Below are 18,759 nucleotides of genomic sequence, written 5' to 3' on the forward strand. Positions count from 1 at the left end.
GGGACGGCGGCGAGAACTCATCGCTCCCCGCGAAACTTTTTCGACGGCCCGCTCCCGAGAGGCCCGCCCGGGGCGACCCCGGGCGGGCCTCTCGGCGTCAGGTCACTTCTTCGGGGTCAGGCAGAGCACGAACTTCTCGCTGTCCATCTGCTGGGCGAGCGCGTCGAAGTCGCCGCCGCAGGCGTTCACGTCGAAGGTGTCGTCGACGACCTTCGACACCGTGTGGGTGGCCTTGCTGTCACCGCAGCCGACCGTGTCGACCTTCGGGTGGTTCTCGCTCCCGGTGACCTGCACGCAGTCGCCGACCTTGGCGCGCACCGGCCCGTCGGCCGCGTCGAGGACGGCGACCTTGACGATCGCCACGATGACGATCACCACGAGCGTGCCGAGCACGGAGAGCACCTTCTTGCGCTTGCTCTTCGTGGGCGCGGGCGCCGGCGCCTGCGCGGCCTCGGCGTACGGGGACGGAGCCGCGGCAACCGCCTCGGGGGACGACGGGGCCTGGGGGGTCTGCGGGGTGGTCATGAAATCCTCTGATGTGCGCAACGTAGCTGGTGGGGACGCCGCACACTATCGGCGCCCGACCTGCGCGTTTCCGGCATTCACGGTGATACCAACCCGCGCGTGACCCAAGTGAGATGCAAAGACTCGGCAATGCGCCGAGGCGTCGACCAACACCTGAGCGCCGCCCCGGTTCGATCGGGGCGGCGCTCAGATGGGGTACGTCAGTCAGCGAGCGGGAGGTAGACCCGGTTGCCCTGGGCGGCGAACTCGGCCGACTTCTCGGCCATTCCGGCCAGGGCCTCGGCGTCGAACTCGGTGTTCACGGCGGTGGATCCGGCGCCGTGCTCGTCGCGGATCTTCTGGGAGATCTTCATCGAGCAGAACTTCGGACCGCACATCGAGCAGAAGTGGGCGGTCTTGGCGGGCTCGGCGGGGAGGGTCTCGTCGTGGAACTCGCGGGCGGTCTCCGGGTCGAGGGCCAGGTTGAACTGGTCCTCCCAGCGGAACTCGAAGCGGGCGTCGGAGAGGGCGTCGTCCCAGGCCTGGGCTCCGGGGTGGCCCTTGGCGAGGTCGGCGGCGTGGGCGGCGATCTTGTAGGTGATCACGCCGGTCTTGACGTCGTCGCGGTTGGGCAGGCCCAGGTGCTCCTTGGGAGTCACGTAGCAGAGCATCGCGGTGCCCCACCAGGCGATCATCGCGGCGCCGATGCCCGAGGTGATGTGGTCGTAGCCGGGCGCGACGTCCGTGGTGAGGGGGCCGAGGGTGTAGAACGGCGCCTCGTCGCAGATCTCCTTCTGGAGATCCATGTTCTCCCTGATCTTGTTCATCGGGACGTGCCCCGGGCCCTCGATCATCACCTGGACGTCCCGCTCGCGGGCGATCCGGCCGAGTTCGCCGAGGGTCTGCAGCTCGGCGAACTGCGCCTCGTCGTTGGCGTCCGCGATCGAGCCGGGCCGCAGACCGTCACCCAGGGAGAAGGTGACGTCGTAGGAGGCGAGGATGTCGCAGAGCTCCTCGAAGTTGGTGTAGAGGAAGTTCTCCTGGTGGTGGGCCAGGCACCAGGCCGCCATGATCGAGCCGCCGCGGGAGACGATGCCGGTCTTGCGGCGGGCGGTGAGCGGGACGTAGCGCAGCAGCACGCCGGCGTGGACGGTCATGTAGTCGACGCCCTGCTCGCACTGCTCGACGATGGTGTCCCGGTAGACCTCCCAGCTCAGCTCCTCGGCCTTGCCGTCCACCTTCTCCAGCGCCTGGTAGAGCGGCACGGTGCCGATCGGCACCGGCGAGTTGCGCAGGATCCACTCACGGGTGGTGTGGATGTTGCGGCCGGTGGAGAGGTCCATGACGGTGTCGGCGCCCCAGCGGGTGGCCCAGGTCATCTTCTCCACCTCCTCCTCGATCGAGGAGGTGACGGCCGAGTTGCCGATGTTGGCGTTGATCTTCACCAGGAAGTTGGTGCCGATGATCGCCGGCTCCACCTCCGGGTGGTTCACGTTGACCGGGATGACGGCCCGGCCGCGGGCCACCTCGGCGCGCACGAACTCGGGCGCCAGGCCCTCGCGCAGCGCCGTGAACTCCATCTCCGGCGTCACCACGCCCCGCTTGGCGTAGGCGAGTTGGGTGACGGCGGCGCCACCGCGGGCGCGCAGCGGGCGGCGCGGCCGGCCGGGGAAGACGGCGTCCAGGTTGCGCAGGTTCCCGCCGCGCGGCGAGGTGTGCTTGATCCCGTCGTCCTCGGGGCGCGGCTCGCGGCCGTCGTACTCCTCGACGTCGCCGCGCTGGCGGATCCAGGCGTCCCGCAGCGCGGGCAGGCCGCGCCGCACGTCGGGCTCGTAGGACGGGTCGGTGTACGGACCGGAGGTGTCGTACAGCGGGACGGACTTGCCGTTGGTGAGCCGCACCTCGCGGTACGGGACGCGCAGGTCGGGGCGCGATCCCTCGCGGTACGCCTTGCGCCAGGCCGGAGTCGGGTAGCCGGTGCGCTCGCTGCTGGGGGCGCCCTGGGCAGACTGCGGCTGTGCTTCGAACGTGGTCATCTGACCTCTACTCCCTACGCCGGCATTACCCGGTCAGGTTCCTGCGGTCGACGCAGCCGTCGGTCCGTCCGTCGACGTCCCGGTCAGCGTCCTCTCAGCCCGGTGCTCCGAGCTCCCGCGTCGCAGGCGGTGTTGCCTGCACACGACGCCCAACACCGTAGCGAGCCGATCGCCGCAGGTCCAGAGCGCAACGGCCGGGCCGGCCGGCCTCCCCGGGGGATCGGACCCCCGCGAGGTGCGGGAACGGCCGAGGCCCGGCCCCCCGTCTCGCGGGGGGCCGGGCCTCAGGGCGGCGGTACGGGGCGAACGGTCAGCTCTTGGCGGCCTTCTTCACCAGGACCACCACGGCGGCCGCGATGCCGACCACCACCAGCAGCTTGATCACGATCGAGAGCAGTGCGCCGACGACGCCGAACACGAAGGCGACGATGTTCCAGGCCAGCACCAGGACCAGCACCGGGATGACGATGTTGCGCACCCAGGAGGGCAGCGACTTCCAGAGCTCAGCCATGTCGGTTCCTCTTCTCCCCTCGGGTCGGCCGCCGTCCGGTGCCGCATCCCGCTTGCTTTCGTACTTCGATCGTACGGTGGCGCGAGTGCCGGAACGAGGCCCGACGGCCCGGAGAGAACCCCGAGATCACCCCGAGCCCGGACCCCCGGGTGACCCCCGAGAATCCGCCCGGCCCGCGGCCCGAACCACCCCGGACGGCCGGGACGACGGGGCTCCCGTGCAGTTCAGACCGGCCAGCGCTCACCGCGCCAGGCGGCGTCCCAGAACATCCACTCGTAGCGCGAGGTGGTGACGAAGTGCTCGACCACCTTGCGGCGTTCGGCCACGGACAGCTCCTCGCCCAGCCGGTCGGTGAGCGCCAGCACCCGGCGGACCACCGCCTGGAAGGCCTCGTCCCCGTAGGTGGCGATCCACTTGGCGTACAGCGGGTCGGGCGAGCCCTGGGCGAGCAGCGTCTCGCCGACCCGGGCGTAGATCCAGTAGCAGGGCAGCACCGCGCCGACCGCCTCGGCGAAGGAGCCGCCGTAGACGGTGGCCAGCAGGTAGCTGGTGTACGCCCGGGTGGTGGGCAGCACCGGCTCGGCGGCGGCCTGCTCGGCGCTGCCGCCGAAGGCGGTGAGGAACTCGGCGTGCATGCCCTGCTCGGCGGCCAGCGCGCCGACCGCGTCGTCGGCGAAGGCCCGGACGTCCTCCTCGCCGGGTGCCTTGGCGGCGCAGACGGCGAGGGCGCGGGCGTAGTCGCGCAGGTAGTGCGAGTCCTGGACGACGAAGTGGCGGAAGGCCTCGCGCGGCAGGGTGCCGTCGGTGAGCCCGGCCAGGAAGGGGTGGGCGAGGATCTCGGCGTACACCGGCTCGATGGCCGCCCAGAGTTCTTCGGTCAGCGTCTTGGTGCTCATGACGCGACCCTAACCGCCGGGGTTCTCGGCGAGCGCCGGAGCTCTCAGTCCTCGGGCGGGGAGAAGACCACCAGGACCCGCAGTTCCTCGGTGATGTGGTGGAACCGGTGCGGGGTGCCGGCCGGCACGTACACCACGGTGCCCCGCCCGACCGTCGCGGTCTCGGCGCCGACGGTCAGCTCGGCCCGGCCGCTGATCACCTGGTAGATCTCGTCCTGGTCGTGCGCGGTCTGGGTGTCGGTGTCGCCGGGGGCGAGCGCGTACAGCCCGGCGGACATCCGGGGTTCGCGCAGGAACCGCAGGTAGGCACCGTCGTTGGCCGCCCGTTCGGCGTCCAGTTCGTCCAGCCGGAAGAGCTTCACCGCCGCCGTCCTCCCTCGTCCTCGGAGCCGTCCGTCCACCTCGCGGACCAGGGGCATTCAACACCACCCCGCCGTCCGGTGGTTCCGCCGGGACCGTGGTTCCTGTCAGGCTTGGGCGGCATGAAGGGTTTCGTCATCAAGACACTGATCAACGCGGCGGCCATCTGGGTCGCCGCCTGGATCGTCAGCGGCATCCGACTCGCCCAGGGGGACGCCGACTGGCAGCACAAGACGCTGACGGTGCTCGGCGTCGCCGTCGTCTTCGGCGTGGTGAACTGGCTGATCAAGCCGGTGGTCAAGCTGTTCTCGTTCCCGCTGTTCATCCTCACGCTGGGCCTGATCACCTTCGTGATCAACGCCCTGATGCTGATGCTCACCTCCTGGGCCTCCGGGAAGCTGAACCTGGACTTCCACGTGGTCAACTTCGGTGCCGCGCTGGTGGGTTCACTGATCATCAGCCTGGTCGCGTGGGGTCTGCACCTGGCCCTGGACGACGACTGACCGGTGTCGTGAGGACGACAGGAAGGGGCCCGCACCCGGGTGTTCCACCGGGTACGGGCCCCTTCGACGTTCCCGTGCAGCGTTCAACCCGCGTTCTCACGCCCTCTGAGCAGGTCCGCGAGCTGGGCGTCGATGTCCCGCCCGGAGAACTCCTGCCCCATCGGCACCAGCCGGTCGGTGCGCGCCAGGAAGGCGATCAGCGGCGCGGACGGGGCCCGCAGCAGGGCGTCGCCGTCGGGGGAGCGCAGCACGATGGAGACCTCCGAGAGCTCCTCGCCGACCGGGCGGACGTGCACGTCACCCTCGCCGGCCGGTCCGCTGATCCCGTCGAGCAGCAGCTCCCTCGCGAAGTACCAGGTGACCGGGGCGTCGCCGGGCAGGTGAAAGGTGAGCCGGACGGCGTACGGGTCGTCGGCCTCGTACGCCAGGTCCACCGGGAGACGGAAGGAGAGCTCGTGCGAGACCACGAGGTTCATCACCAGGTGACCCTGGACTGTGCTGTGCTGCATGGCGCCAGTACCTCTCGTTCTGCCCGCGCCGTCGGTCCCTGGTCCGATGGCGGCCGGACATCCTTTCGACGGTTTTTGTGACGGTTTATGCAACCAATCCACGTTCGATCATCATCGTCCCCGTTTGGGGATGTAGTGGACAAGGTGTGCTTTTTCAAATGGTGAACGAGCCGCAGCAGGTCCAGACCAAGTGGCGTCAGAAGATGAATGTCGGGCTCATCGCCCCCACCCCGCAGCGAAGTTGACGGGCCGCCGGTCCCAACCGGTCGGCCTGTTCGACCGGCAGCGACAGGGCCATGGTGGCGACCACCGGGCCGATGGTGATCGGGACCGCCGCGCAGACCGTGCCGAGCGCGTACTCCTGCCGCTCCAGCACGGGCATGGTCGGCCGCAGCGAGGCGAGCCGGCGCAGCACGGCGCTCTCGCCGGTGAGGGTGGACGGGGTGAGCCCGGCCGGCGGGTGGCGGGCGAGGTGGTCACGGCGCGCCTCCTCGGGCAGCTGGCCGAGCAGGCACTGGCCGATGGCGTGGGCGTGGGCGGTGGCCCGGAAGTCGGCCCAGGGCTCGACGGCGGGGCGGTTCGGGTCCTCGACCACGTCCACCACCTGGACCTCGCCGTCCCGGTAGAGCGCGAAGTAGACGGCGGCGCCGAGTTCGTCCCGCAAGCACTGCATCCGGGCCCGGAGGTCGGGATCGCCGGACCGGGCGCGGGGGCCGGCGATGCCGTCGAGCGCTTTTTCGCCGTGGAAAAAGCGCCCCTCGGAGCGCCGCAGGTAGCCCTCGTGGGCCAGGGTGCGCAGCAGGTGGTAGGCGGTACCGAGAGGAAGCTCGGCGGCGCGGGCCAGCTGCTTGGCGGTGGCGCCCTGCCGGAAGTCCCCGACGGCCTCCAGCAGCCGCAGCGCCCGCCGGACGGAACCGATCAGGGTGGGTCCGCGCTCCGCCGCCGGCCGCTGTGGCACGGCCCCCCGCGTGATCTCGAACTGTTGTGCGATCCGATCCATGTCACCCGACCCCCAGCAGCCCGAGTCCCTCGTGCAGGTCCGTGCCCAGAGCGGGCAGGCGGAACGAAACCTCCCATTTGCCCGATGGCTGCTCATTGCAGCACAGCGGACCCCCGAACGGATGCACCTGCCCGGATCGGCGTTTCGACCCGATCCCGGCGTGTTTCGACCCGTTCCCCTGGTTTCGCCCGCTCCCCGGCGCGGGAGACTCACGCACAACGCGCCAGCCCCGGAGGTCGCCATGGGCCCCGAGAAGCACACCCCGCCACCGAAGCACACCCCGCCGCCGAAGCACACCCCGTCGCCGCGCCCGGTCGTGAAGCGCACCGCGCGGGCGATCCTGCTGGAACTGGATCCGGACGATCCGTACGGCCCGGCCTCGATCGTGCTGATCCGGCGGGTCCGGCCGGGCGCGCCGCACCCGTACTGGATCACCCCCGGCGGCGGGGTCGAGCGCGAGGACCGCACGGTGGTCGAGGCGCTGCACCGCGAGGTGGACGAGGAGCTCGGCGGCAAGGTCGTGGACGTGGTGCCCGCCTTCGTCGACACCATCAGCCACACCGACCATGACGACGGCACCCCGCCGCACCCGCACGGGGTCAAGGTGCAGCACTTCTTCGTCTGCCGGCTCGCCTCGATGGACCTCAGCCGGCGGCACGGGCCCGAGGTGACCGACCCCAACGGCGAGTACGAGGTGGTCCGGCTGCCGTTCACGCGCGAGGGGGTCACCTCGGTCAACCTGGTCCCGCCCCGGCTGCGGGCGTACCTGGCGGCCAACATCGAGGGCATCCGCGCGCTCCTCGCCCCCGACCTCGGGTGATCAGCCGACGGCCGGCTCGCCGACCGGGTCGTGCCGGATCCGCCCGGCCGGCACCCCGGCGCGCAACAGCACGCCCACGCCCCGGCGCACCATCGCGGGCGGCCCGCTGAGCACCGCCTCGCGGCCGCCCCACGGGCCGAACCGGCCCACCACCTCGGGCAGTTCACCGGTCAGCAGGCCCCCGGTCGCGCCGAGGGCGACACCGGACAGCACCGGACGGACTGTCAGCCACGGGTGCCGAAGGGCCAGTTCGCGCAGCCCTTCCAGCTCGTAGAGCTCCTCGGCCCGGCGGGCCCCGTAGAACACCTCGACCCGGCGGCCGGACGCGCCGTACACGACGGCCTCCTCGACCAGGGCGCGGATCGGCGCGATGCCGGTACCGCCGCCCAGGCAGAGCAGGTCGGGGCCGGCGGCGTGGTCGACGGTCATCGAGCCGGCCGCCGGGCCCAGCCGCAGCACGTCCCCCGGCACGGCCCGGTGGACCAGCGCGTTGCTCACCCAGCCTGCCTGGACGGCCTTGACGTGGAAGGTGAGCAGCCCGTCCGGGCGGGGCGCCCCGGCGAAGGAGTAGTGCCGCCAGACCCGCGGCCACCAGGGCGTCTCCAGGGCGGCGTACTGCCCGGCCCGGAACGGGTACACCTGGTCCGGGCGGACGGTGATCGCCGCGACGTCCCGGGTCCGGCGCTCGTGCCGGACGATCTCGCCCTGCCACCAGGGCGGTGAGGTGCGGGCGTCCTCCTCGGCGGCCTCGATCATGACCGAGGAGATCATCCGGCAGGCGCGGAGCCAGGCCGACTCGGCCTCGGCGTCCCAGCAGCCGGCCGCGTACCGGGCCAGCGTCCGCACCAGGCACTCCTCCACCGCGGCGCAGTGGCCGGCCGGTGGGCCGTACCGGCGGTGGCCGCGGCCGAGTTCGGCCAGCGTGGCGCGCAGGGCCGCCGGCCGGTCCAGCTCGCGCACGACGGCCAGCAGGGTGCGGAACAGCCGGTCGCGGTGGACGTCCATGGCGGCGGGGAAGAGCGCGCGGAGCTCGGGGTGGCGCAGGAAGAGCAGCGCGTAGAAGTGCGCGGTGGCCCGGTCCGCGACCGGCTGCAGAGCGGCGACGCCGGCCCGGACCAGCTCGACCTCCCGGGCGGTGAGCGGCGCCTGCTCGGCGGCCCGACCCGGCCCGGCGGTCGGCAGCGCGGCGGACGGGGGCGTCGCCGGGAGCTGCCCGACCGGGGTCGGCACGCCCCAGGCCTCGCTCCACCGGTCGCCCGGGCCGGCCCAGTTGCGGCCGGGCGTGTCCGCGAACGGCGGGCGGAAGGCGTGGCCGGGGAGAGGAACGGGAGCGGGGGCGGGAGCGGGCGCGGGGGCGGGAGCGGGCGAGTGGACCGGGACGGTCGGCGGCTGGGTCGGCCGGGCCGGGATCACCGGACGGACCGGCTCCAGCAGCGACACCGGGCGCACCGACGCCACCGGAGGCACCGACACCACCGGAGGCAGCACCGCCGTCGGCTCGTCCGCCTCGGGTGCGGCCGTCGACAGGCCCGGGACGGAGGCGACCCCCGCCGAGCCGTGCCCGGCGCGGACCAGGACTGTCCCGCGGGACTTCACCGCTACGTTTCGAGTACCCAAGTGAATCGTTTCGCCTCCGGCCGGCTGCGCCACCACCTGGCTTGTCCCTGTTGGCGCCAGGGCAGCGTGGCACGGCCGGACCGCCCGTCCGACGAATCACACGAAGCCCTGACAGCCGGGCCCGGAACGCGCTACTCTCCCCGGCCGCGGTCGCCCTGGGCGCCTCTCCGCGCACCCAGGGCGACCAGGCCCGGCGGTCGACGGCCTGGCTCAGAGCTGCCGCAGCAGCATCCCCGGCTGCTCCACGCAGTCCGCGACGAACCGCAGGAAACCGCCGGCCGTCCCGCCGTCGCAGACCCGGTGGTCGAAGGTGAAGGACAGCTGGGTCACCTCGCGCACCGCCAACTCCCCCTGGTGGACCCAGGGTTTGGCGACGATCCGGCCGACCCCGAGCATCGCCGCCTCCGGGTGGTTGAGGATCGGGGTGGATCCGTCCACGCCGAACACGCCGTAGTTGTTCAACGTGAAGGTGCCGCCGGTCAGTTCGGCCGGGGTGAGCGCACCGCTGCGCGCCGTCTCGGTCAACCGGCCCAACTCCTCGCCGAGTTGCTCGGTGCTACGGCTCTGCGCGTCCCGCACCACCGGGACGACCAGCCCGCGCTCGCCCTGCGCGGCGAAGCCCAGGTGCACCGCCGCATGCCGGACGATTCCCGAACCGTCCTCGGTCACCGAGGAGTTGAGCTCGGGGAAGCGGGCCAGCGCGACCGTACAGATCCGCGCCAGCAGCGCCAGCACGCTCACCTTCGGCCCCGGCGTCGCGTTCAACTGCCGCCGCAGGGCCATGAGTTCGGTGGCGTCCGCATCCACCCAGCAGGTCGCCGCCGGGATCTCCCGGTGGCTGCGGCTCAGCTTCTCGGCCACCGCCTTGCGCAGCCCTCGCAGCGGGACGACACCGTCCTGCGCGGCGGGCCCGGCGGGCGCCGGAGCCGCCACCTTGGCCGCGACCGCCCGTTCGACGTCCGCACGCATGATCAGCCCGTCCGGCCCGCTCCCGGTGAGCGAGGACAGGTCGACCCCCTGCTCCCGGGCCAGCCGCCGCACCAGCGGCGAGATCACCGGCACCACCACCGGAGCCCGCACCGTCGGAGCCTGCACGGCCACGGCACCGCCAACCGCACCGGCCACCGCCGCAGCCGAGGCCGAGACCGGCTCCGCAGCCGCAGCCGGGGCCGAAGCCGGCACCCCGACCCGGCGACGCCGCCCGCCCCGGCCCGGCTCGGCGACCCCGAACCCGACCAGCGGCCGCTCCACCTCGGCGGTCACGACGCCCGGCTCGGCCGGAGCCTGCCCGGCGCTCCCCTCCGCCGGCGCCACCGCGACCGTCACCAGCGGAGCGCCGACGGCGATCTCCTCGCCCTCCTCGCCGTACCGCGCGGTGACCACCCCGCCGTACGGGCACGGCACCTCCACCACGGCCTTGGCGGTCTCCACCTCCACCACCGGCTGGTCGACCGCGATCACCTCGCCGACCTCGACCATCCAGCGCACCACCTCCGCCCCGGTGAGTCCCTCACCGAGGTCGGGCAGCCGGAACTCCCGCACGACGGGCATCATCCTCGGTCCTCCCACTGGAGCCGGGCGACCGCGTCCAGGATCCGGTCCACCCCGGGCAGGTGGTGGTGCTCCAGCATCGGCGGCGGGTACGGGACGTCGAAGCCGGTGACCCGCAGCACGGGCGCGGCCAGGTGGTGGAAGCAGCGCTCGGTGACCCGGGCCGCGATCTCCGCGCCGGTGCCGCCGAAACCGCTCGCCTCGTGCACCACCACGGCCCGGCCGAGCGAGCGCACCACCCGGCAGACCGTCTCGTCGTCGAACGGCACCAGGGTGCGCAGGTCCAGCACCGCGAGGTCCCAGCCCTCGGCCCGCGCCGCCTCCGCCGCCTGCAGGCAGACCGGCAGCGAGGGGCCGTAGGTGATCAGCACGGCGGAGGTGCCGGTGCGCCGCAGCACCGCCCGGCCGATCGGCTCGACCGGCGCCGCCGGGTCGAAGTCGGCCTTGCCCCAGTAGAGCCGCTTGGGCTCCAGGAAGACCACCGGGTCGTCGGAGGCGATCGAGGCGCGCAGCAGCCCGTACGCGTCGGCCACCGTCCCCGGGGTGACCACGTGCAGGCCGGGGGTGCTGGTGTAGTACGCCTCGGAGGCGTCGCTGTGGTGCTCGACGCCGCCGATGCCGCCGCCGTACGGGATGCGGACGGTGATCGGCAGCGGGAGCCGGCCCGCCGTGCGGTTGCGCATCTTGGCGACGTGCGAGAACAACTGCTCCAGTGCCGGGTAGGCGAAGGCGTCGAACTGCATCTCGACCACCGGGCGCAGCCCGTACATCGCCATGCCGATCGCGGTGCCGAGGATGCCCGCCTCGGCCAGCGGGGTGTCCAGGCAGCGCTCCGGGCCGAACTCGGCGGTGAGCCCGTCGGTGATCCGGAAGACACCGCCGAGCGCGCCGACGTCCTCGCCCAGCACGTGCACCGACGGGTCCTCGCGCATCGCGTCCCGCAGCGCGGAGTTGAGCGCCTGCGCCATGGAGGCGGTGTTCGACAGAACTGCGGGGCTCACCGGTCCGCCACCTCCGCCTCGGCGGCCAGCTCGGCGGCCAACTGGGCGGCCTGCTCCCGCAGTTGCGGGGTCGGCTCGGCGAAGACGTGGGCGAACAGCGACATCGGGTCCAGGTCCGGGTCGGCGTGGAACTCGGCCCGCATCCGGGCGGCCAGCGCCTCCGCCTCCTCGGCCGCGTCCCGCACCAGCCCGTCGTCCAGCACGCCGAGTCCGCGCAGCGCCCGCTCCATCAGCAGGATCGGGTCGTGCTCGCGCCAGGCGGCCACCTCGGGTTCGGTGCGGTAGCGGGTGGCGTCGTCGGCGTTGGTGTGGGCGTCGATCCGGTAGGTCAGCGCCTCGACCAGGGTCGGGCCCTCGCCCGCCCGGGCCCGCTCGACCGCCTCGGTCAGCACCGAGTGCACGGCGGGCGCGTCGTTGCCGTCCACCAGCCGGCCCGGCATGCCGTAGCCGACGGCCTTGTGGGCCAGGCTCGGGGCGGCGGACTGGGCACTGAGCGGGACGGAGATCGCGTAGCCGTTGTTCTGCACCAGGAAGACCACCGGGGCGCTCAGCACGGCCGCGAAGTTCAGCGCCTCGTGGAAGTCGCCCTCGCTGGTGCCGCCGTCGCCGAGCATCGCCAGCGCGACCACCGGCTCGCCGCGCAGCCGGGCGGCGTGCGCCAGCCCGACGGCGTGCGGGGCCTGGGTGGCGAGCGGGGTGCAGAGCGGGGCGGTGCGGCTGGCCCGCGGGTCGTAGCCGGTGTGGGCGCTGCCGCGCAGCAGGGTCAGCGCCTCCAGCGGGTCGACGCCCCGGGAGACCACCGCGAGGGTGTCGCGGTAGCTGGGGAAGAGCCAGTCGTGCTCGTCGAGCACCAGCGCGGCGGCGACCTGGCAGGCCTCCTGGCCGGTGGACGCCGGGTAGACGGCGAGTCTGCCCTGCTTGGTCAGGGTGGTGGCCTGCTGGTTGTACCGGCGGCCGACGACCAGGCGGCGGTACAGCTCGCGCAGCAGGGCCGGATCGTACTTCTCCAGCGCGGGGGTGCCGAACGTCCGGACCGGGGAGGGGTCCGGGAGGAGGGGTGCCGGATCGGTGCGCGGGGCGGTGGCCCCGGGCATCCAACCGGGCACGCCCGTGTGGTGTCTGTGGTCGAGAACGGTCATCTCGGGGCACCTCCAGGGGTGGCGGGGGCTCCCTACCGATTGTTCGGTCGTCTGTTCATCTTGACCAGAAGCGTGACAAGGTGGTGGACATTCGGCCCGTTCGGCGGTCGACTGGTGGCAGTGCGTCCAATCGGTGGGGGTGGGGGGTCATGTCGGCTGAACAGATGTCCAGACTCGACCGGGTCGACCGGTCGATCCTGCGGCTGCTGCAGCAGGACGGTCGCGCCTCCATCCGCTCGGTGGCCGAGCGGGTGCACGTGTCCCGGGCGAACGCGTACGCCCGGATCTCCAGGATGGTCGAGGACGGTGTCATCCGCGGCTTCACTGCCAGGGTGGACCACGAACGGGCGGGCCAGACCGCGTCCGCGTACGTCACCCTGAAAATCGTCCAGAACTCCTGGCGGACGGTGCGCGAGCAGCTGCTGGCGCTGCCCGGGGTGGCGCACATCGCGCTGGTCGGCGGGGACTTCGACGTCCTGCTGCTGGTGCACACCGCCGACAACCAGGCGCTGCGGGAGCTGGTGCTGGGCAGCATCCAGTCCATCCCCCAGGTGCTCGGCACCCGGACGATGCTGGTCTTCGAGGAGACGGACCAGGTGCCGCCGCTCTAGAGCCGGCTCAGCGCGCCCGCAGCCCGTCGAAGGCCAGGTGGACGACCGCGTCCGCGACCCCGTCGGCGGCCTTGAGCCCCGGCCGGTACCACTCCACGATCGAGTTGATCATCCCGAACAGCAGCCGGGTGGCCAGCCGCGGCTCCACGTCCGCGCGCAGCGCGCCGTCCGCGACCGCCGCCCGCAGCAGCTCGGCGACCTGGTGGTCGAAGTCCCGCCGGCGCTCCAGCGCCCACTGCTCGGTGGCCGTGTTGCCGCGCACCCGCAGCAGCAGCGTCACGTACGGCAGCTCGTCCAGCAGCACCTCGGCGGTACGCCGCACCACGTGCTCCAGCCGCTCCACCGCCGGGCCCTCGACCGCGGCCGGCTCGGCCAGGATCCCGAACAGCCCGTCCAGCGCCCGCCCGACCGCCAGCCGCAGCAACTCCTCCTTGCCGCGCACGTGGTGGTAGATGGAGGACTTGGAGATCCCGGCCGCCCGGGACAGGTCCTCCATGGAGGTGCCGTCGTAGCCGCGCTCGTTGAAGACGTCGACGGTCACCGCGAGCAGTGACTCCACGGTGTAGGCGGTGCGCGTGGTGTGATCGGCCATCCTCCGAGTATCCCCGGCCGTACGCGGCGGTACGCGATCGGGTCCGACTGGTCCGGACCAACCAGGGGTGCCGGACGGGGGCAGGCCCTAGACTCTCCGGACGATCCGTCCACGTCCAGAGCACTGGGGTCCACGGCTGATGAACGCAATACCGGCAGTCGCCTCCGACGTGCCAGAGCAGCGCAGCGAGGATCCCGAGGGGACCTCACGCACCTGGCAGGAGCGCGGCCGCGCCCTGGTGGTCCGGTTCGGACCGGCCGTGTGGTGCTACGCCGTGCTGAAGCTGGTGGGCTTCACCGTCTTCATGAAGCTGCTCGCCTTCGCCGGGGAGTACGCCAAGAAGCCGGCCCGGTTCGGAGGCGGCGCCAACCCCTGGGACGTGGTGGCCAGCTGGGACGGCTGGTGGTACCAGCAGGTGGCCCAGTACGGCTACCACCCGGCACTCGTCCCGATCCCGAACGGCCCGGTCGGCTTCAGCATCGAGCAGAACTCGGCCGCCTTCTTCCCGCTCTACCCGGGCCTGATGCGGCTGACCTCGGACGTCACCGGCCTCGGCCTGTACGGCGCCGGGATGCTGGTCTCGGTGGTGGCCTCGCTGTTCGCCGCGGCCGGCATCTACGCCGTGGTGGAGAAGCTGACCGGCGACGTGCGCTCGGGCGTGATCGCGGCCGGCATCTGGGCGATCGCCCCGGGTTCCGGCGCCGAGTGGGCCGTCTACTCGGACTCCCTCTTCGTCGCGCTGGCCGCCTGGGCCTGCTACTGCGTGATGACCAAGCAGTGGATCGCGGCCGGGGTGGTCACCCTGGTCGCCGGGCTCAACCGGCCGACCTCGGCGGCGCTGATAGGCGCCGTCGGCCTGGCCGCGCTGGTCGAGCTGTACCGCCGGGAGAGCGGTGTCCTGCGCCCGCTGGCCGCGATGCTGATGGCCCCGCTCGGCCTGCTCGGCTACGTCGGCTGGGTGGGCTGGCGGACGGGCGAGTGGGGCGGCTACTTCCGGCTCCAGCACGACGCCTGGCTGCACTACTTCGACTGGGGCCAGGGCACCTGGCACGCGATCCGCGGGGTCCTGCTGGGCCGCAGCGACTACCCCTTCGCCTTCCCGCTGCCGGACCTGTTCGCCACCCTGATCGTGCTCAGCCTGCCGATGCTGATCGTGCTGCTGGTCCGGCTGCGCCCGCCGCTGGTGCTGACCGCCTACACGGTGGCGACGATCGTCTCGGTGCTCGGCAGCCTCGGCATCTTCGGCAACGTCTCCCGCTACCTGCTGCCCGCGTTCCCGCTGTTCATCGCGCTGGCGGTGGGGATGCGCAAGCTGAGCCTGCCGGTGCTGGCCACCGTCCTGGGCACCGGCGCCATCGCCTCCGGCTGGTACGCCGGGTACGTGATCTTCGAACTGGGCGTGCCGTAACCCCGGACCACCCGAGCCCGCGGGGGCGCGTCCGACCCGGACGCGCCCCCGTTCCGTCTCCCCGGATTCCCCTCGCCACACCCTCTTGAGCCGACCGATCGTTCGGTTACCCTGTGACGTGTCCCGTCCTGCTTTTCGAGGCCCTCCCAGGAGCGCACAAGATGTCCGCAGCGGTCACCCACCCCCTCGTCAGCGAGCTGGTCGAGCGCCACCAGGCCACCCTGGACGCCGCGCTCGCCGCCGCCGCCAAGCGCGACTACTGGTCGCCCTACCCCGAGTTCCCGAAGGCGTACGGCGAGAGCGGCCCGGCGGACGGCAAGGCCGCCTTCGACGCCCTGCTCGGCAAGCCCTTCACCCTCGACGGCCACCCCACCGACGGCGACCAGGTCGGCGGCGAGGCCTCCCCGTACGGCGTCGAGCTCGGCATCACCTACCCGCACGCCGGCCCGGACGCGCTGATCGCCGCGCTCACCGCCGCCCGCCCCGGCTGGGCCGCCGCCACCCCGCTGGAGCGCGCCGCCGTCTGCCTGGAGATCCTGCACCGGATCAACGCCCGCTCCCACGAGTTCGCCCAGGCCGTCATGCACACCACCGGCCAGGCCTACGGCATGGCCTTCCAGGCCGGCGGCCCGCACGCCCAGGACCGCGGGCTGGAGGCCGTCACCTACGCGTACGCCGAGCAGACCCGGCTGCCCCGGCAGGCCGGCTGGACCAAGCCGCAGGGCAAGCGCGACCCGCTGGTGATGACCAAGGACTTCACCGTCGTCCCGCGCGGCCTCGCGCTGCTGATCGGCTGCAACACCTTCCCCACCTGGAACGGCTACCCGGGCCTGTTCGCCTCGCTGGCCACCGGCAACCCGGTGCTGGTCAAGCCGCACCCGCGGGCCGTGCTGCCGCTCGCGCTGACCGTACGGATCGCCCGCGAGGTGCTCGCCGAGGCCGGCTTCGACCCCAACCTGGTCTGCCTGGCCGCCGAGCACGAGGGCGGCACCGTCGCCGCGACCCTCGCGGTCCGCCCCGAGATCAAGCTGATCGACTACACCGGCTCCACCGCCTTCGGCGACTGGCTCGAGGAGCACGCCAAGCAGGCGCAGGTGTACACCGAGAAGGCCGGCGTCAACACGGTGGTGATCGACTCCACCGACGACTACAAGGGCATGCTGGGCAACCTCGCCTTCGCGCTGTCCCTCTACAGCGGCCAGATGTGCACCACCCCGCAGAACGTGCTGATCCCGCGCGGCGGCATCGCCACCGACCAGGGCGACAAGTCCTACGACCAGGTGGTCGACGACCTGGCCGGCGCCATCGAGGGCCTGCTCTCCGACGACACCCGCGCCGCGGCGATCCTCGGCGCCGTGGTCAACCCCGGGGTGCTCCAGCGCTCGGCCGCCGCCGCAGGCGGCGAGTACGGCGAACTCGCCCTCGCCCCGCGCGCGGTGACCTCGCCGGACTTCCCCGGCGCGACCGTCCGCACCCCCGCGCTGGTCAGGCTGGACGCCGACAAGCCGGACGACCGCGCGCTCTTCCGCAGCGAGTGCTTCGGCCCGGTCTCCTTCGCCGTCGCCGTCGAATCCACCCCCGCCGCGGTCGAGTTGCTGCGCACCACGGTCCGCGAGAAGGGCGCCATGACGGCCTCCGGCTACACCACCTCGCCCGAGGTGGAGGCGCTGCTGGTCGAGGCCGCCCTGGACTCCGGCGTCTCGCTCTCGCTCAACCTGACCGGCGGGGTCTACCCCAACCAGACCGCCGCCTTCTCCGACCTGCACGGCACCGGCGCCAACCCGGCCGCCAACTCGGCCTACTGCGACGGCGCGTTCGTCGCCAACCGGTTCCGCACGGTGGAGATCCGCCGGCACTCCTGAGCCCCGTGGCGGCATCTCCCGGGCCCCGACGGTCACCCACCGCCGGGGCCCGGCGGTTCACAGCCCCGACGGCGCCCGCGATGATGGAGGCTGGGAGAACGCCGGGAACGGCGTACGACCGCCCTCCGAACAACGGGAGCTGATACATGGCCGTGAAGCCGACGAGCGAAACCGACGTCCTGATCGTCGGCGCCGGACCGACCGGACTGCTGCTGGCCGGCGATCTCGCCGCCGCCGGAGTCGGCGTCACCGTACTGGAGAAGCGGGCCGCCGAGTCCAACCTCACCCGGGCCTTCGCCGTGCACGCCCGCAGCCTGGAGCTGCTGGACGCCCGGGGCCTGGCGGAGGAACTGATCGCCACCGGCCGGCCGCTCTCCGAGCTGCGGATGTTCGACCGCTTCGGGATCGACCTCGGTTCGCTGCCCACCCGCTTCCCGTTCGTCCTGATCACCCCGCAGTACAACGTCGAACGGCTGCTGCTGGAACGCGCGGAGCAGGCCGGCGCCACCGTGCTGCGCGGCGCCGAGGTCACCGGGCTGCGCCAGGACGCCGAGGGCGTGACCCTGGAGACCCGCGACGGGCAGAGCCACCGCGCCGCCTACGCGGTCGCCACCGACGGCGTCCACTCCACCGTCCGCGACCTGCTGGGCATCCCGTTCCCCGGGGAGTCGGTGGTCGACTCGGTGGTACTGGCCGACGTCCGGCTGGACCGCGAGCCCGCCCAGGCGATCACCGTCGGCGCCAACCAGGCCGGCTTCGCCTTCATCGCCCCGTTCGGCGACGGCTGGTTCCGGGTCATCGCCTGGGACCGCGAGGAGCGGTACCCGGACGGCACCACCCCCTCGGCCGAGCAGCTCACCGCCCTCGTCCGGGCCATCCTCGGCGAGGACTACGGCCTGCACGAGGTGCGCTGGAGCTCCACCTTCCACAGCGACGAACGGCAGGCCCCCAACTACCGCTCCGGCCGGGTCTTCCTGGCCGGCGACGCCGCGCACTGCCACTCCCCGGCCGGCGGCCAGGGCATGAACACCGGCCTCCAGGACGCCGCCAACCTCTCCTGGAAGCTCGCCGCGGCGGTCCGGGGCCACGCCACCGACGCCCTGCTGGACACGTACCAGACCGAGCGGCACCCGGTCGGCAAGACGGTGCTGCGCACCTCCGGCGCGCTGATCCGGCTGGCGCTCGCCGAGTCCGCCCCCACCCGCGCCCTGCGCGGGGCGCTCACCGCGCTGGGCGGCCACCTCGACCCGGTCACCGAGCGCGGCGCCAGGCTGGTCTCCGGCATCGGCATCTCCTACCCCGCGCCCAAGGACAGCCACCCGCAGGTCGGCAAGCGCGTCCCGGACCTGCGGCTGACCGCGCTGAGCAAGCCCGCCGAGGGCGCCCCGGCCGGCCCCGACCGGCTCTACGAGGCGCTGCGCGCCGGGAAGTTCGTCCTGGTCAGCAATGACGAGCTGGCCGCCGCCGAACCCTGGGTCGACCGGATGGTCTCCGCCGCCCCCGCCGACCCGCACGGCAAGCTGCGCGACACCGTCCTGCTGATCCGCCCGGACGGCTACGTCGCCTGGGCCGCCGTCGACCCGGGCCAGGGCGAACTGCGCACCGCCCTCACCGACTGGCTCGGCACCCCGGCCTGACCGTCCCCGGGGCGGGCGCCCGGTCCACCGCGCGCCCGCCCGCCGAGGGCCCCTCGCCGCAACTCCGGCCCGCCGAGGCGCCTCGCCCCAACTCCGGCCCGCCGCAGGCCCGTCGGCCGAGCCTTCCCGCCGGTCAGCGGCCGCCGGCCCCGCGGGTCCTGCCGCGCGTCAGTCAGCGCTCTCCCCCGGTGCGGTCCGATTC

At 73.0% G+C, this 18,759-nt stretch carries 18 protein-coding genes; 6 read left to right on the forward strand and 12 right to left on the reverse strand.

What is annotated here, in order from left to right; genetic code table 11:
• Positions 1-102: 102 nt before the first annotated feature.
• The 5 genes from ACZ5OX_RS06760 to ACZ5OX_RS06780 all read right to left on the reverse strand — a co-directional run bounded on the left by ACZ5OX_RS06760 (position 103) and on the right by ACZ5OX_RS06780 (position 4,309).
• Complete coding sequence (locus tag ACZ5OX_RS06760; protein ID WP_449787928.1) at positions 103-525, reverse strand: LppU/SCO3897 family protein; 423 nt, start codon at positions 523-525, stop codon at positions 103-105.
• A gap of 200 nt (positions 526-725) precedes the next feature.
• On the reverse strand, positions 726-2,540 hold the full coding sequence (gene thiC, locus ACZ5OX_RS06765; RefSeq protein WP_465629046.1) for a phosphomethylpyrimidine synthase ThiC: 1,815 nt from the start codon (positions 2,538-2,540) through the stop codon (positions 726-728).
• A gap of 310 nt (positions 2,541-2,850) precedes the next feature.
• Positions 2,851-3,051 (reverse strand): DUF5326 family protein, encoded by a 201-nt coding sequence (locus tag ACZ5OX_RS06770; protein WP_049653234.1) that lies wholly within the window; start codon positions 3,049-3,051, stop codon positions 2,851-2,853.
• A gap of 224 nt (positions 3,052-3,275) precedes the next feature.
• Positions 3,276-3,947: a thiaminase II gene (gene tenA, locus ACZ5OX_RS06775; RefSeq protein ID WP_465629047.1), complete on the reverse strand. Its 672-nt coding sequence runs from the start codon at positions 3,945-3,947 to the stop codon at positions 3,276-3,278.
• A 44-nt stretch (positions 3,948-3,991) separates the two neighbouring features.
• Entirely contained in the window at positions 3,992-4,309 is a 318-nt protein-coding gene (locus tag ACZ5OX_RS06780) for a cupin domain-containing protein (protein ID WP_224279738.1), read from the reverse strand.
• Between the two features lie 120 nt (positions 4,310-4,429).
• On the opposite strand from ACZ5OX_RS06780, the gene ACZ5OX_RS06785 reads away from it, so the two are divergent.
• Positions 4,430-4,810, forward strand: a complete 381-nt coding sequence (locus ACZ5OX_RS06785) for a phage holin family protein (RefSeq protein WP_449787924.1) — start codon at positions 4,430-4,432, stop codon at positions 4,808-4,810.
• Between the two features lie 83 nt (positions 4,811-4,893).
• On the opposite strand, the gene ACZ5OX_RS06790 is transcribed toward ACZ5OX_RS06785, so the two are convergent.
• The gene (locus ACZ5OX_RS06790; RefSeq protein WP_449787923.1) at positions 4,894-5,319 is read right to left on the reverse strand and encodes an SsgA family sporulation/cell division regulator; all 426 of its coding nucleotides are present in this window, start codon (positions 5,317-5,319) and stop codon (positions 4,894-4,896) included.
• Positions 5,320-5,515: 196 nt separating this feature from the next.
• Positions 5,516-6,277 carry an IclR family transcriptional regulator gene (locus tag ACZ5OX_RS06795; RefSeq protein ID WP_465629048.1) on the reverse strand — a complete coding sequence of 254 codons (762 nt, stop codon included), beginning with the start codon at positions 6,275-6,277 and terminating at the stop codon, positions 5,516-5,518.
• Positions 6,278-6,560: 283 nt separating this feature from the next.
• On the opposite strand from ACZ5OX_RS06795, the gene ACZ5OX_RS06800 reads away from it, so the two are divergent.
• Complete coding sequence (locus tag ACZ5OX_RS06800; RefSeq protein WP_465629049.1) at positions 6,561-7,139, forward strand: NUDIX domain-containing protein; 579 nt, start codon at positions 6,561-6,563, stop codon at positions 7,137-7,139.
• Here the strand turns inward: ACZ5OX_RS06800 and ACZ5OX_RS06805 are convergent, their stop codons facing one another.
• From ACZ5OX_RS06805 to pdhA, 4 genes are all read right to left on the reverse strand, one after another.
• Positions 7,140-8,735, reverse strand: a complete 1,596-nt coding sequence (locus ACZ5OX_RS06805) for a globin domain-containing protein (RefSeq protein WP_465629050.1) — start codon at positions 8,733-8,735, stop codon at positions 7,140-7,142.
• Between the two features lie 231 nt (positions 8,736-8,966).
• A complete protein-coding gene (locus ACZ5OX_RS06810) occupies positions 8,967-10,307 on the reverse strand; it encodes a dihydrolipoamide acetyltransferase family protein (protein WP_465629603.1) in 1,341 nt (446 codons plus the stop codon).
• A complete protein-coding gene (locus ACZ5OX_RS06815) occupies positions 10,307-11,275 on the reverse strand; it encodes an alpha-ketoacid dehydrogenase subunit beta (RefSeq protein WP_392881923.1) in 969 nt (322 codons plus the stop codon). Before ACZ5OX_RS06815 ends, ACZ5OX_RS06810 begins: the two co-directional genes overlap by 1 nt.
• 29 nt (positions 11,276-11,304) lie before the next feature.
• Positions 11,305-12,447 (reverse strand): pyruvate dehydrogenase (acetyl-transferring) E1 component subunit alpha, encoded by a 1,143-nt coding sequence (gene pdhA, locus ACZ5OX_RS06820; RefSeq protein ID WP_449787919.1) that lies wholly within the window; start codon positions 12,445-12,447, stop codon positions 11,305-11,307.
• Between the two features lie 164 nt (positions 12,448-12,611).
• Between pdhA and ACZ5OX_RS06825 the strand changes: the two genes are divergently transcribed.
• A complete protein-coding gene (locus ACZ5OX_RS06825; RefSeq protein ID WP_449787918.1) occupies positions 12,612-13,058 on the forward strand; it encodes an Lrp/AsnC family transcriptional regulator in 447 nt (148 codons plus the stop codon).
• Positions 13,059-13,065: 7 nt separating this feature from the next.
• Here ACZ5OX_RS06825 and ACZ5OX_RS06830 read toward each other — a convergent pair whose 3' ends face one another.
• Positions 13,066-13,650, reverse strand: coding sequence for a TetR/AcrR family transcriptional regulator (locus ACZ5OX_RS06830; protein ID WP_359823956.1), 585 nt, complete (start codon positions 13,648-13,650; stop codon positions 13,066-13,068).
• A gap of 139 nt (positions 13,651-13,789) precedes the next feature.
• Between ACZ5OX_RS06830 and ACZ5OX_RS06835 the strand changes: the two genes are divergently transcribed.
• The 3 genes from ACZ5OX_RS06835 to ACZ5OX_RS06845 all read left to right on the forward strand — a co-directional run bounded on the left by ACZ5OX_RS06835 (position 13,790) and on the right by ACZ5OX_RS06845 (position 18,557).
• On the forward strand, positions 13,790-15,058 hold the full coding sequence (locus ACZ5OX_RS06835) for a hypothetical protein (RefSeq protein WP_465629051.1): 1,269 nt from the start codon (positions 13,790-13,792) through the stop codon (positions 15,056-15,058).
• Positions 15,059-15,219: 161 nt separating this feature from the next.
• Positions 15,220-16,920 carry a phenylacetic acid degradation protein PaaN gene (gene paaN, locus ACZ5OX_RS06840; RefSeq protein WP_465629052.1) on the forward strand — a complete coding sequence of 567 codons (1,701 nt, stop codon included), beginning with the start codon at positions 15,220-15,222 and terminating at the stop codon, positions 16,918-16,920.
• A gap of 146 nt (positions 16,921-17,066) precedes the next feature.
• Positions 17,067-18,557 carry an FAD-dependent monooxygenase gene (locus ACZ5OX_RS06845; RefSeq protein ID WP_465629053.1) on the forward strand — a complete coding sequence of 497 codons (1,491 nt, stop codon included), beginning with the start codon at positions 17,067-17,069 and terminating at the stop codon, positions 18,555-18,557.
• The last annotated feature ends 202 nt before the right edge of the window (positions 18,558-18,759 follow it).

The organism is Kitasatospora sp. NPDC032121 (assembly GCF_055580145.1).